The organism is Microlunatus flavus (assembly GCF_900110855.1).
Lineage (GTDB): Bacteria > Actinomycetota > Actinomycetes > Propionibacteriales > Propionibacteriaceae > Microlunatus > Microlunatus flavus.
Genome location: NZ_FOFA01000006.1, coordinates 37,332 through 49,749, shown reverse-complemented (window position 1 = coordinate 49,749; position 12,418 = coordinate 37,332). Strand labels below are relative to the sequence as shown.

Below are 12,418 nucleotides of genomic sequence, written 5' to 3'. Positions count from 1 at the left end.
CACCTCAAGGCCAGCCGCGTACGAGTGACAACGATGTCCAAAGACAACCGCAAGATTGAATCATCAACTGTCAGTGCCTCAAGGCCGCCTCAGGACGAGCGCTGCCACCCCCTCTGCCCACGCCCCTGAGGGCGGCGTCCGGCTCCGCCCAGGACGTCGCCGTCGTCGCGTGCGCCGTTCAGGACCGCGGAACGGCCGACCCGCCGCTCAGGTCGTGCCCGCGGTGTAGATCGACTGCACCTGGGCCGCGGTGAGGGCGGTGGCGAAGAACGCGGCGTCGTCGAGCGTGCCCTTGAAGTAGGGGCTGGTCGGCCGGTTCTCCCAGAAGTTCACGTTGTCGAAGGCCACCCGGACGTACGAGGTCGTGCCGGGCTCGCCGGTCGTCGTCGTGGTGTCGACGCCGAGCAGCTGCCCGTCGACGTAGAGCCGCATCCCGGCCGTCGACATCGTCGCCACCGCCAGGTGCCAGGCCCCGTCGTTGTAGGTGGCCGTCGTCGAGAGGGTCTTGTTGGCGTTGGAGTACACGCCGAAGTAGACCCGTCCGGAGTCGGTCAGGTAGAGGTGGCGGTCGTAGTTGCCCGACGAGCCGGTCTGCGCGCTGCCGAAGCCGATCAGCTTGCCGCCCGTGGTCGTCGTGGTGCGGAACCAGATCGCGAGGGTGAACGTGTTGGGCGACCCGCCGGCCACCGCCGGCGAGCTGAGGTAGCCGCTCGTGCCGCCGAAGGTCATCGCCCGGCCGCTGTCGTGGAGGCAGGCCTTGCTGGTCGTCGACGTCTTGTCGCCGGAGGAGTAGAGGCCGGTGCGGCCGTTGCCCGAGCTGTCGGTCGCGGTCGTCGTCGTGGAGGAGGTCTCGTCCATCCGGTAGTAGAGGTACGGCTTGAGCGCGGTCACGACGCTGGCGCAGGTGTACGCGCTGCTCGCGGTCAGCGAGGCCGTGCTCGTGGTGGTCGCGCGGAACGCTGCCTGCACCGGCGACGCGAGGCCACCCGCCAGCAGCGCGGCGCCCAGGACCACCGCGCCCCGGCGCAGGGCCGTCCGTGCGGTCAGCCAGGCGCCGAAGGGTGCGGCCGGTTCCGCGGGCGCGTCGTCGTCGCCGTCGCCGTCGCCACCGGCCGGGCCGGCGTGCGGGTCCTCGGGCGGCTCGTCGTCGCCGAACTCGTGGTCGCGGCCGCTGGACGCCACCACGAGCAGCAGCCCGAGGGCGGCCGCCGTCAGGCCCACGAAGAGCCACTGGCCCTCGCGCAGCCAGACGATCGGCAGGGCGATCCAGGGCACGCGGAGGGTGCCGATGCCGTGGACGGCGGCGAGGGTGACCGGCGTCGAGTCGTCGGCCGGGTTGGCGTCGCCGCGGGTGACCAGCAGGCCGTTCTCGTCGATCCGCACCAGGCGGTGCATCCGCAGCCGGCCGGCGTGGTCGGGGTCGTCGAACAGCAGCACGCTGCTGAGCGGCGGCACCTGACCCTTGATCGGGCGGGACACCGCGACGTCGCCGACGTGCAGGCGGGGCATCATCGAGCCGCTGCTCACCGTCGTCGGGTGCCACCCGATCAGTGCGGGCAGCGCGCCCCAGGCGGCGAGCCCGACGAGGGCGACCAGCAGCGACTTCGCGAGGGTGACCGCGACCAGGCGTCGCCAGGTCCACAACGGGGCGTCGGTCACGGTCAGCTGTTCTGCGCCTCCCAGGTGAGGCCGAACGACGCGGTCCCGCCCTGGGCTGTGTCGGGGATCGTGCTGCTGACGGCGTAGCCGAACTGGAAGGTGCGGGTCTCGGAGCCGACGCCGCCGGGCGTCCAGCTGCCCAGCCCGCTGGCGTACGTCGTGGCGGAGGTGGTGAAGCCCGCGAGCGTCCCCGAGTAGACCGACGCGCCCGAGCTCGCCGCGCTGAACCCGCTGCACGAGCTGTAGGTGCCGCCGCTGCCCTGGGTGACGGTCCAGGTGATGTAGCTCGACAGGCTCTTCGTCGTGGCCACGTCGGTCGCGTACAGCTTGACCGCCGACGGCAGGGTCCCGGTCGAGGTCACCGCGATGCACCGCGAGCCCGACGAGCCCGGCTTGAGGTTCGACAGCGCCAGCAGCGCGGAGCCGCTGTCGTCGTCGCTGAGGGTGACGGTTCCGGCCGCGAGGGTGTTGCCCGTGTTGCTGACCTTGGTGCTGAAGGCCGCGTACGAGGCCTGGCCGACCACGCCGAGGGTCACCAGTGCGGCGACGGGCCAGACCAGCCAGCGGCTTCGACGCACGGCGCGTGCGGACGGGGGTCTCATCAAGGCTCCAGAGGACGGCGTGCACGAACGGCCGCCCCCGCGGCTGCAGCGAGGATAGCGGAGCGACGCCTGCGTGGCCGGTGCTCGCGGCGGCAAGCCTCAGCCCCGGGGCAGCTGCACCCCCGTCAGGCGGCCGGCGACCTCGAGGAGCTGCTCCTGCACCTCGACCTCGAGCGCCGCCGGGTTGGCGGCCAGCTCGCGGCGCCGGTTGAGGTAGCGGCCGCCGACGGTCGCGGCGGGATCGTCGGAGGTCGCCAGCCAGACCTGGGTCTCGGCACCGGCCGGGAGCTCCTCGGTGGCCCCGGGGCCGCCCATGCGGGTCTTGATCCAGCCCGGGTCGACGGCGTTGCTGAGCGTCGCGGGGTGGAGGCGCGCGACCGCGAAGGCCAGCGCGACGTCCCAGAGCTTGGAGTCGGAGTAGGCCTGCATGCCGTCCCAGGTCCGCTGCTCGAACTGCAGGTCCTCGAGGTGCACCTCGCCCTGCGCCTGCAGGCCCGAGGTGAGGTAGACGAGCCGTGCCGGCACGGGCATCAGGCACGTCAGCACGTAGGGGGCGAGCACGTTGACGGCGAAGATGCGCTCGTACCCGTCCTCGGTCACCACGCGGTCCCCGCCGCCGCCGACGCCGGCGTTGTGGATGACGGCGTCGTACGGTCCGGCCTCGTTCGCGGCCTCGGCGAGCGCGCGGGTCTGGGCGAGGGAGGACAGGTCGCCCACCACGACCGCCGCCGCCCCCGGGACCGCCTCGCGGGCCTGGCGCGCACGCTCGTCGTTGCGGGCGTGCAGGACGACCTCGTGGCCGTCACGGACGAGCTCGAGGGCGGTCTGCCGCCCGATGCCGTCGCTCGAGCCGGTCACCAAGATCCTGGTCACGGGTGCATCTCCTGCCGCGTCGAGGGGCGACGCCGATGGGGTGGTCCTGCTGGGCCCTCGACCCTCGCACAGCAGGAGCCGGCGGCGCCGGGCGCCCACCGTCCGATGCGCCGTACGGGGCCCGAGCCGGCGGGCGGCGGGGTCGTCGGTGCATCGACCGCACGCCGGGCGGCGGAACACCCGCCGAGGTGTTCCCTGGCCGGGAGGCCCGCGCTGCGTTCCGGCGGAGCGGGGACCGAGGAGGACGGAGGCGGAGATGGCGAGGCTGGACGGGTTCATGGTCCGGGTCGCCGGCGTCGGGGCGACGGTCGCCTTGTGCTTGCGCGACGTCGACGGCCTGGTCGAGCTGACGGGCCCCGCGCCGTGGTGACACCGGCGGCCTCCGCGTCGCTGAAGGCCGGTGCGGCCTTCACCGGCTTCGGACCGGACCTCGTGGACTTCTTCGAGGGGCTCGCCGCGGACAACAGCCGCACCTACTGGCAGGCGCACCGGCAGGCGTACGAGGCGGGGGTGCGGGCGCCGCTCGAAGCGCTGGCTGCGGACCTGGCGCCCCGCTTCGGAGAGGTCAAGGTCTTCCGCCCTCACCGTGACGTCCGCTTCAGCGCGGACAAGCGGCCCTACAGCGAGCACGCCTCGCTGGCCGTGGCAGCCGAGGGCGGCACCGCGCTCTACCTGCAGATCAGCGCCGACGAGCTCCTGCTCGCGGCCGGGCTGTACGCCCCGACTCCCGACCAGCTGCGCCGCTTCCGGCGGGCCGTGGACGCCGGGCTGCCGGCGGTCGAGCTCGACGCCGTCGTCGTCGAGGCCGAGCGGGGCGGGCTGCACCTCGCGGACGGGGACCCGGTGAAGACGGCTCCGCGGGGCTACCGGCGCGACCACCCGCGCATCGACCTGCTGCGCCGGCGCAGCCTGACCGTCGGCCGGTCCTGGGAACCGTCCGGCTGGTGGTCCACCAGCCGGCTGCGCGACGTCGTCGTCGAGACCTGGACCGCGGCCCTGCCCTTGAACGACTGGTGCGCCCGGCACGTCGGCCCGCCCGAGCACCCCGAGCCGCGTCCGGGCCGGAGGCCCTGAGCGCTCCGGCGGCAGCCGTGATCCTGCCTCGGGTCCAGGCGCGCACCGTTCAGGGTCGAAGCGGGTGGGATCGATCCGGTCCGGCCTCAGCGTCCCGAAGGCCCCACCGACGGGACGAGGAGCGTCCGCACCTTGTCGACGTCCTGGGCCGCGATCTTGAGCTCGTGGTCCCCGTCGGGGCCGCGCAGTGCGACGACCACGGACCGCAAGGCCCAGAAGACCCCGTCGAGCGACGGGGGTCGGACGAGGTCGACCGCCTCGACCCGCAGCGTCTCGTCCGGACCGGGCGGCACCGGGACGGTCCCACCGACGGCACCGCGGGTGAAGGTCAGGAGGCCGGCCGCGAGCCGTCCCTGACCGCTCCGCCAGGGGCGGGGCTGCTGGTCCGGCTGCGCCGCGGCCCTCAGCGAGCAGGCGACCACCGGCCGTCCGGCCTGCCGTGCGCCCCACCATCCGAGCAGCAGCCAGGTCGGCAGCAGCTGCGCCGGGGCCCGCCAGACGCTGAACGAGGAGACCACCCCGAGGCGGAAGGCGCCGTAGAGCACCAGCTCGGCCACCACGAGCAGCCCGGCGTAGACGCCGCACACGAGTCCCCAGCGGAGCCAGGCGGACCGGCGCCGCGTACGCCCGGTCTGCACGGCAGCAGCATCGCACCCGGCGGCCGTCGCCGTGCCCGTACGGCTCAGACCTCCGGGGCCGCGGTCTCCTCGGTGGCGCCGAGCGGGAAGCGCGTGCCGGTGAGCTCCTCCGACAGGCTCCACAGGCGTGCGGCGACGGCGGCGTCCTTGGCCTTGCCGGAGCGCGCGATGACCTCGGCGCCACCGCGCATGTGAAGGAGGTGCTGCGGCCCGCTGAAGCTGTCCCCGGGTAGGTCGGCGAGCGCGGCGTGCAGGACGGGTAGGGCGCCGTCGGCCGGGCTCTGGGCGAGCAGGCGCGTCATCGCCCGCGCCACCGGCCCACCTTCCTGGCCGATGTTCGTGCTCACGAACCCGGGGTGCGCCGCCATGGCCCGGACGGGCGAGCCCACGGCGTGGAGCCGGCGCTGCAGCTCCGCGGTGAAGAGCAGGTTCGCGAGCTTGGTGCCGGCGTAGACACCGAACTCCTTGTAGGGGGTGCGCTCCCGCTGCAGGTCGTCGAGGTCGAGGCGTGCGGCCCGCTCCGCCAGCGAGGCCAGGGTGACCACGCGACCGGTCACGTGCGGCAGGAGCAGGTTAGTGAGGGCGAACGGCCCGAGGTGGTTGGTCGCGAGCTGGAGCTCGTAGCCGTCGGCGCTGACGCGCCGCTCGGGCACCGAGACGCCGGCGTTGTTGATCAGGACATCGATCGGGAAGTCCCAGCCGGCGGCGAAGGAACGGACCGACGACAGGTCGGCGAGGTCGAGCGCGCGCACCTCGGTGTCGCCGCCGAGGGTGGCAGCGACCCGCTCGCCCTTGGCGGCGTCGCGGACGGCCAGGACCACGTGGGCGCCGGCGCCGGCCAGCGCGGCCGCGGTCGCCTGCCCGATCCCGCTGGTGGCGCCGGTGACGACGAACGTGCGGTCGTGCAGGTCGGGAAGAGGGAGCGAGAAGGTCATGCCACCAATGTAGTCAGTGACTAGTTACTAGTCAACGTCTACTTTGCGTAGGATCACCCGCATGGTCGAGCGGCCGTTCCACCACGGGAACCTGCGGTCCGAGCTGCTCGACCACGCCGAGACCGTGCTCGCCGAGGGCGGCGTCGAGGCGCTGTCGCTCCGCGACCTGGCGCGCCGGTCGGGGGTCAGCCACGGCGCCCCGCGGAGCCACTTCGTCGACCGCCAGGCGCTGCTCGACGCGCTCGCGGTGCGCGGCTTCGAACGGCTCGCGGCGCTGGTGCGTGCGGCGGCCGCGGAGGGCGGCACCTTCGAGGGCCGCGTACGCCGCGTGGCCCGGGCGTACCTCGACTTCGCCGTGCAGCAGCCGGCGCTCATGGAGCTGATGTTCGCGGCCAAGGGCGAGGCGCGCTCGGTCGCCGTCGGGGACGCCGCCGGTCGGCTGTTCGCGACCTTCGACGAGGTGCTCGAGGCCGACCGGCCGGACGTCGCCTCCGACGCGGCGGCCCGGCAGCGCTTCGGCCTGCTGTTCGCCACGGTCGTCCAGGGCGCGGCCAGCCTGGTCGGTTCGGGTCGCATCAGCCCCGGAACTGCGGCGGAACTCGTCGAGGACGGGACGGGCATCCTCGTGGCGGCGCTGCTGGGGCCGTCCTGACTCAGGCGGCGTAACGCCGGGAGCCGAAGGTGAAGCGGTCGGCCGACTCGCCCTCGCGCGCCATCGCCTCGTACCGGGTCACGCCGTCCGACCAGCGGGGGACGGCGCCGTCGGCGACGGGCCACAGGACGTGGCCGGGCCACGACCCCTGAAGGAACCAGTCGCGGCGGTGGCGCAGGGCGTCGCGGTGCAGGCCGTCGTAGACGAAGGTGCGCGCGCTCGACAGGTCGCGCCACAGGCTGAGGGTGGCGATGTGGACCTGGCGGTCGTGACCGGCGAAGTCGCCGAGGTCCGGGAGCGCGTAGGCGCCCCACGGGCCGTGGTCCTCGCCCTCGGCGTGCGTCTCGGCGCCGCCGTCCGCCCGGTGCGCGCGCCCCAGATAGCCGTCGGCGCCGTCGGCGGAGGCCATGATGTCGCCCCCGCGGCGGACGAAGTCGGCCAGCCTCGTCGGCTCGACCGCCGGGTCCAGCAGGCCGAAGGTGTAGAGGGCGATGGCGCTCATGGGTCGCTTCCTGGTCGCTCTGGGTGCGTCGGTCGTCCCCGCACCGGTACGCTGGCACCGAACCGGAGAGGGTCTTCAGATCGTAGCGGACACCCTCTCCACCTGCGCCGGAACGTTCGAGGAGGTCGGTCGTGCGCGCTGACGCGGCGCTGAACCGGCAGCGGGTCCTCGACGCGGCCCGGGCCGCCTTCGCCGACTCTGGGGTCGCGACGTCGATGGCGGAGGTCGTCCGGCGTTCCGGGGTGGGGGCGGCGACGCTGTACCGGAACTTCCCCTCGCGCGAGGCGCTGCTCCAGGCCCTTCTGCTCGACGAGGTCGACGAGCTCTGCGCCACCGCGGCGACGGTCCAGGCCGGTAGCCCGGGCGAGCGCCTCGCCGACTGGCTGCGGCGCTTCTTCGCCTACGTCACCACCAAGCGTCCGGTCGTGCTCGACCTGCTGGTCCTCGAGGGCGCCGACCCGGCGGGGCTCAAGATCAGCACGCGGCGCCGCCTGACCTCGGCGGTCCAGCCGCTGCTCGCCGCCGCGCAGGAGGCGGGCGAGGTCCGCGACGATCTCGATCTTGACCAGGTGCTCGACCTGATCATGGCGGTCGCCAAGATCAACGGAACCGTGGAGCACCGGCGGCCGATCCTCGGCGTCGTGCTCGCGGGGCTGCGCCCCGAGTCCTGACCGCCTGCCTCGTCACGCGCCGCCGGTGACGCCGACCGCCTCGCCGGTGGTCCAGCCCGCGGCGGGCGACAGCAGGAACGCCACCGCCGCAGCCACGTCGTCGACCGTCCCGAGCCGACGGATCGGGTGCTGGGCGACCAGCCGCTCACGGACGTCCTGCGGGATCGCCTGCTCGTTGCGCTCGGTCATGATCGTCTCGGGGGCCACGCAGTTCGCGCGCACGCCGTACGGACCGGCCTGCTGGGCGACGCAGCGCACCAGGGCCTCGAGGCCTCCCTTCGCCGCGGTGTACGCGACCGGCGAGAAGGCGCTCGGGCGGCGGGCCGCGGACGACGACACCGCGACCACCGCGCCGCTGCCGCGCGCCTTCATCGCCGGCAGGAACGCCCGGAGCGTCAGGAAGGCCGAGGTCAGGTTGTCGCGGAGGGCCCGTTCCCAGTCGGCCGGGTCCAGGTCCTCGACGGGGCCGGGCGGGACGACGCTGCCACCCGCGCTGAGCACCAGGCCGTCCGGCACGCCCCACCTCGTCACGACCTCGGCGGCCAGCTCGGCCACCTGGTCGGGCTGCGTGAGGTCGGCGACCACGCCGCCCACGATCGTCCCGGGCCCGCCGTCCGCCGACGCCCGGGCTGCGTCGACCCGCGCCCGGTCGCGCCCGTGCACCACCACGCGGCTGCCTCCGCGCACCAGGTGCGCCGCGGTCCCGAGCCCGATGCCCCGGGTGCTGCCCGTCACCAGGACCAGCGGGGCGCTCGTGGCGGTGCCCTCGACGGGGTGCGTCGTCGTCATGGCCCCAGCCTCGTGCCGGCCGGCTGTGCGTGTCGTCCGTCGCAGGGCGACGACCGCGTACGTCTCGCGACGTACGCGGTCGGTTCCCACCCGAGGTGCGGATGAGGTCACCGCAGGGTGGCGGGTGACCAGTCGGGGAAGGAGGCGCCGGCGATGACCAGCCTGGGCTGGTCGGCGGAGCAGCTGGCCGCGTTGCGCTTGATCCAGACGCCGTCCTTGCCCGCCCACGCGAGGGCGGTCGAGTCGGGCGACCAGGTGGGGCTCGCGTGCTGGGCCTCGGCGCCCGTGAGGCACGTGTAGGCCGGCACGGCCGGCGGGTTGCCGGTGCGGGCGTCGCCGCTGACCCGGTACCAGATGATCGTCGAGCTGGCCCCGTAGCCGCGGACCTCGGCCAGCCACCTCCCGTCCCTCGAGAGCTCGCCGTCGGCGAGGTCGGTGTCGGGGCTGGCCTAGTCGCGGTCGTCGAACCAGTGCTTCGCGGTGCCGCTCAGGTCGTGCAGCATGACCTGCGACCCGTACCCACCGGTCTGCAGCGTCCGGCTGTTCGACACCCAGGACGCGGCCCGGTAGTAGGTGGACCGCCCGACGCTCGCGTACCTCGTGGAGCTGGTGTAGCCGGTGGCCGTGCGCGCCGAGCAGCTGGTCCCGACCGGGCAGTTGTACTGCACGAACGACCAGGCGATCTTGGTGCCGTCGGGGGAGATCGCGACGTCGTTCACCGCTCCGTCCATCGACTCGCCGGCGCTGTTGCGCAGGGCGGGCGGGTCGATCCGGTTGAGCACCGTCCCGGCCTGGGTCATCCGCACGATCACCGTCCCGTGGGCGACCGCGATCGTCCCGCTGTCGGACTCCGAGGGCGAGTGGTACGGCGAGGTCTTGGTGCCGTCGCTGGTGATGCGGCGCGGCGCGCTGCCGTCGCCCCGCGCGACGTAGACGTTGTCGTAGCGGATGTAGACGATCGATCCGGACGTGCCGGTGGTCGCCGCCGGGAGCACCGGGCTGGCGCTGGCCGGTCGGGCCCCGGTCCAGGCGGTGAGGCCGAGGGCGGCCAGGGCGAGGGCCGCACCGGCGCCGCGGAGGACGTGCGAGCGGTGGAGCCGGAGGACCCGGCGGCCGGTGGGCTCAGGGGCGTGAGGTGCGGTGGGGCGGAGCGCTGTGGTGGTCATGGCTCGAGCCTGCTGGCGCGCGGCGGCGGTGCCCATCCCAGCTTTGTGGGGACCTGCCCAGCCGATCGCGATGCAGGTCGGACGCCGGTCGCGACGCCAGCGACGGAGCCGGCGGGCAGAACCCCCGACACGCTTCCCTAGTATCCCTACCGGGTTTGACTCGCGGCGGGCTCGGCGGTAGCGTCGCAGACAGGTCACGAGCATCAGCGACAAGCCCTGGCTGGCTGATCGGCAACCCTCGCTCCGCGGTGGGGTGCCCCAGGTGACGACCGGACGGAGAGGGTGGACCTCCCCGTAAGCGCGGGTCTCCGACCGGAGGCCCTGGACGACGGACAGGTGTCCCCGATGCACCCAGCAGGTTCCCTCACCGCCACGCGGCACGGACGGCGGCGCGACGCCGGCTTCTGTGCCGGCGCGTGCCGGGCCGCCACGGCCTGACGCGCCCTGGCCGTGCCTGCCGGGACGGCCCTCCTGCTCGATCTCTCTCCACCCCGTACCCACGACCCGACGTCGCCGCGGCGACCTCAGGAGGACACGCACATGCCCATCGAGTTCCTCGGCATCGGCGCCACGAACGACGGCTCGGAGACGCACCCGCGCTCGGGCGGCAGCTTCGACCCGCGGTACACCGTCGAGCTGGCCCGCGCCCACCAGGACCACGGCTGGGACCGGGTGCTGACCGCGTACGGCTCCGGCTCGCCCGATCCGGCGCAGGCGGCGGCCCTCATCGCGACGGCCACCGACTCGTTGAAGCTGCTGGTCGCGCACCGACCGAACGTCTCCGTCCCGACGTTCGCGGCCAAGACGCTGGCCACGCTCGACCACATCTCGGCGGGCCGGACGACGGTCCACGTCATCACCGGCGGCAGCGACCACGAGCAGGCCCGCGAGGGCGACCGGCTGCCCAAGGACGCCCGCTACACCCGCACCCGGGAGTACATCCAGATCCTCAAGGAGGCTTGGACGCGCCACGAGTCCTTCGACTACTCCGGCGAGGTCTACTCCTTCGAGGACTTCGTCGCCGACGTCTTCCCGGTGCAGCAGCCGCGGCCCGACATCAGCTTCGGCGGGTCGTCCGACGCGGCGTACGCGGTGGGGACGGCCGAGGCCGACATCTTCTGCCTGTGGGGCGAACCGCTGGCGGACACGCGTGAGCAGATCGACCGGGTCCGTCGGGAGGCGCTGGCCGCGGGCCGCACGACGCCGCCGCGGATCCAGGTGGCGTTCCGACCGATCCTGGGAGCGACCCCCGACGAGGCGTGGGCCAAGGCCGAGGGGATCGTGCGCCAGATCGAGGCCCGCAAGGGGGTGCCGGGCACCGACCGCCGCCGCGGCCCGGGCGCTCCGCAGAACACCGGCTCGCAGCGGCTGCTGGCCATCGCCGACCGCGGCGACCGGCACGACACGATCCTCTACTCGGGCACCGCGAAGGCCACCGGCGGCGCCGGCAACTCCAACGCCCTCGTCGGCACGCCCGAGCAGGTCGCGGAGGCGCTGCTCGCCTACGTCGACCTCGGCGTCGACATCATCTCCGCACGCGGCTACGACACCCTCGCCGACGCCGTGGAGTTCGGCGACACGGTCATCCCGCTCGTCCGCGCCGAGGTGGCCCGCCGCGACGCGGCCCGCCCCAGCGCGTCGTCCAGCGCGTCGGCGTCGGCGGCCTGAGGAGGCGCGCCGTGAAGTTCCTCCTGATCACCCTCATCACCCACCTGCCCGACCCGGTCAGCGGCGTCCGCCGCACGACGAACGAGACGTTCCGCAAGGTCGTCGACGACGCCGTGCTGGGCGAGGAGCTCGGCTTCGACGGCTACGGGGTGGGCGAGCGCCACGAGCGCCCGTTCATCTCCTCCTCTCCGCCCGTCGTGCTCAGCCACGTCGCCGCCCGGACGAGCCGCATCCGCCTCTTCACCGCGGTGACGACGCTCAGCCTGCTCGACCCCGTCCGGGCGTACGAGGACTACGCCACGCTCGACCACCTCTCCGGGGGCCGGCTCGAGCTGATCATCGGCAAGGGCAACGGCTCCGCGCAGCGGGACCTGTTCGCCGTCACGCCCGAGGACCAGTGGGACCGCAACGCCGAGTCCTACGAGCTGTTCCGCCGGCTGTGGCGCGAGGACAAGGTCACCTGGTCCGGACGGTTCCGGCCGCCGCTGGTCGACGCCGAGGTGTGGCCGCGGCCGCTGCAGCAGCCGGTCCGGGTCTGGCACGGCTCGGCGACCAGCCGCGCGTCGGTCGACCTTGCCGCCCGCTACGGCGACCCGCTCTTCTCCGCGAACGTCACCCACGACATCGAGCCGTACGCCGCGCTGGTCGAGCACTACCGCGAGCGCTGGGCGGCGTACGGGCGCGACCCGGCCGACGCGGTGGTCGGCGCGGGCACGGCCGGCTTCCTCGCCGCGCGCACGACGCAGGAGGCGGTCGAGCGCTACCGCCCGGTCTTCGAGGCGACGGTCGCCCAGCAGCGCCGGGCCGGCCTGGTGCCGGCCTTCGAGACGCTGGAGGACTACGTCGAGCGCAGCTCGGCCCTGGTCGGCAGCCCGGCGCAGATCGTCGAGAAGGTGCTGCGCTACCACGAGCGGTTCGGGCACACGGTCATGCACCTGCACGCCGACGGCGCCGGGCTCACGCCGCCCCAGCACCGCGCGAACCTCGAGCTGTTCCAGGCCGAGATCGCCCCGGTCCTGCGGCGCCACATCCCCGACCCGCCCTGGCCCGACGCACCGGGCGGCACGGCACCGACGTACGCCGCCGAGGCGGTTCCGGCCGCCGCGGCCCCCGTCCCGGTCGGCTGAGGACCCCGACCCGGACCCCGAGACCCGGGGACGACCTCGATCCGTCCCGGCCCCTCGTCCGC

14 protein-coding genes and 1 riboswitch are annotated in these 12,418 nt (G+C 74.1%); of the genes, 5 read left to right on the top strand and 9 right to left on the bottom strand.

The annotated features are described in order from the left end of the window. Positions 1 to 207: 207 nt before the first annotated feature. The 3 genes from BMY04_RS14145 to BMY04_RS14135 form a co-directional block, all read right to left on the bottom strand. Positions 208 to 1,659: a LamG-like jellyroll fold domain-containing protein gene (locus tag BMY04_RS14145; RefSeq protein ID WP_091181971.1), complete on the bottom strand. Its 1,452-nt coding sequence runs from the start codon at positions 1,657 to 1,659 to the stop codon at positions 208 to 210. 2 nt (positions 1,660 to 1,661) lie between these two features. Next, positions 1,662 to 2,237, bottom strand: a complete 576-nt coding sequence (locus BMY04_RS14140; protein WP_198410171.1) for a TasA family protein — start codon at positions 2,235 to 2,237, stop codon at positions 1,662 to 1,664. Positions 2,238 to 2,360: 123 nt separating this feature from the next. Beyond that, complete coding sequence (locus tag BMY04_RS14135) at positions 2,361 to 3,134, bottom strand: SDR family NAD(P)-dependent oxidoreductase (RefSeq protein WP_091181965.1); 774 nt, start codon at positions 3,132 to 3,134, stop codon at positions 2,361 to 2,363. 363 nt (positions 3,135 to 3,497) lie between these two features. Here BMY04_RS14135 and BMY04_RS14130 point away from each other — a divergent pair, with 363 nt between their 5' ends. After that, positions 3,498 to 4,208: a DUF2461 domain-containing protein gene (locus BMY04_RS14130; protein ID WP_198410170.1), complete on the top strand. Its 711-nt coding sequence runs from the start codon at positions 3,498 to 3,500 to the stop codon at positions 4,206 to 4,208. Positions 4,209 to 4,294: 86 nt separating this feature from the next. Here the strand turns inward: BMY04_RS14130 and BMY04_RS14125 are convergent, their stop codons facing one another. Both BMY04_RS14125 and BMY04_RS14120 read right to left on the bottom strand, forming a co-directional pair. Further along, a complete protein-coding gene (locus BMY04_RS14125) occupies positions 4,295 to 4,846 on the bottom strand; it encodes a hypothetical protein (protein ID WP_139209867.1) in 552 nt (183 codons plus the stop codon). Between the two features lie 44 nt (positions 4,847 to 4,890). Beyond that, positions 4,891 to 5,781: an oxidoreductase gene (locus BMY04_RS14120; protein ID WP_091181957.1), complete on the bottom strand. Its 891-nt coding sequence runs from the start codon at positions 5,779 to 5,781 to the stop codon at positions 4,891 to 4,893. Positions 5,782 to 5,842: 61 nt separating this feature from the next. Here BMY04_RS14120 and BMY04_RS14115 point away from each other — a divergent pair, with 61 nt between their 5' ends. Continuing rightward, positions 5,843 to 6,433: a TetR/AcrR family transcriptional regulator gene (locus BMY04_RS14115; protein WP_091181954.1), complete on the top strand. Its 591-nt coding sequence runs from the start codon at positions 5,843 to 5,845 to the stop codon at positions 6,431 to 6,433. Position 6,434: 1 nt separating this feature from the next. Here BMY04_RS14115 and BMY04_RS14110 read toward each other — a convergent pair whose 3' ends face one another. Further along, the gene (locus BMY04_RS14110) at positions 6,435 to 6,935 is read right to left on the bottom strand and encodes a DUF3291 domain-containing protein (RefSeq protein ID WP_091181950.1); all 501 of its coding nucleotides are present in this window, start codon (positions 6,933 to 6,935) and stop codon (positions 6,435 to 6,437) included. A 131-nt stretch (positions 6,936 to 7,066) separates the two neighbouring features. On the opposite strand from BMY04_RS14110, the gene BMY04_RS14105 reads away from it, so the two are divergent. Continuing rightward, positions 7,067 to 7,606 carry a TetR/AcrR family transcriptional regulator gene (locus BMY04_RS14105; protein ID WP_091181946.1) on the top strand — a complete coding sequence of 180 codons (540 nt, stop codon included), beginning with the start codon at positions 7,067 to 7,069 and terminating at the stop codon, positions 7,604 to 7,606. Positions 7,607 to 7,618: 12 nt separating this feature from the next. Here BMY04_RS14105 and BMY04_RS14100 read toward each other — a convergent pair whose 3' ends face one another. The 3 genes from BMY04_RS14100 to BMY04_RS14090 form a co-directional block, all read right to left on the bottom strand. Beyond that, positions 7,619 to 8,395 (bottom strand): SDR family NAD(P)-dependent oxidoreductase, encoded by a 777-nt coding sequence (locus BMY04_RS14100; protein ID WP_091181943.1) that lies wholly within the window; start codon positions 8,393 to 8,395, stop codon positions 7,619 to 7,621. 107 nt (positions 8,396 to 8,502) lie between these two features. Further along, positions 8,503 to 8,703, bottom strand: coding sequence for a TolB-like translocation protein (locus BMY04_RS14095; RefSeq protein ID WP_091181938.1), 201 nt, complete (start codon positions 8,701 to 8,703; stop codon positions 8,503 to 8,505). Positions 8,704 to 8,844: 141 nt separating this feature from the next. Next, complete coding sequence (locus BMY04_RS14090; protein WP_139209866.1) at positions 8,845 to 9,561, bottom strand: TolB-like translocation protein; 717 nt, start codon at positions 9,559 to 9,561, stop codon at positions 8,845 to 8,847. A 192-nt stretch (positions 9,562 to 9,753) separates the two neighbouring features. Beyond that, a riboswitch (SAM riboswitch) is annotated at positions 9,754 to 9,868 on the top strand. Between the two features lie 233 nt (positions 9,869 to 10,101). On the opposite strand from BMY04_RS14090, the gene BMY04_RS14085 reads away from it, so the two are divergent. Both BMY04_RS14085 and BMY04_RS14080 read left to right on the top strand, forming a co-directional pair. Then, positions 10,102 to 11,229 carry an LLM class flavin-dependent oxidoreductase gene (locus BMY04_RS14085; protein WP_091181931.1) on the top strand — a complete coding sequence of 376 codons (1,128 nt, stop codon included), beginning with the start codon at positions 10,102 to 10,104 and terminating at the stop codon, positions 11,227 to 11,229. Positions 11,230 to 11,240: 11 nt separating this feature from the next. Then, positions 11,241 to 12,356, top strand: a complete 1,116-nt coding sequence (locus BMY04_RS14080; protein ID WP_091181927.1) for an LLM class flavin-dependent oxidoreductase — start codon at positions 11,241 to 11,243, stop codon at positions 12,354 to 12,356. Positions 12,357 to 12,418: the final 62 nt, after the last annotated feature.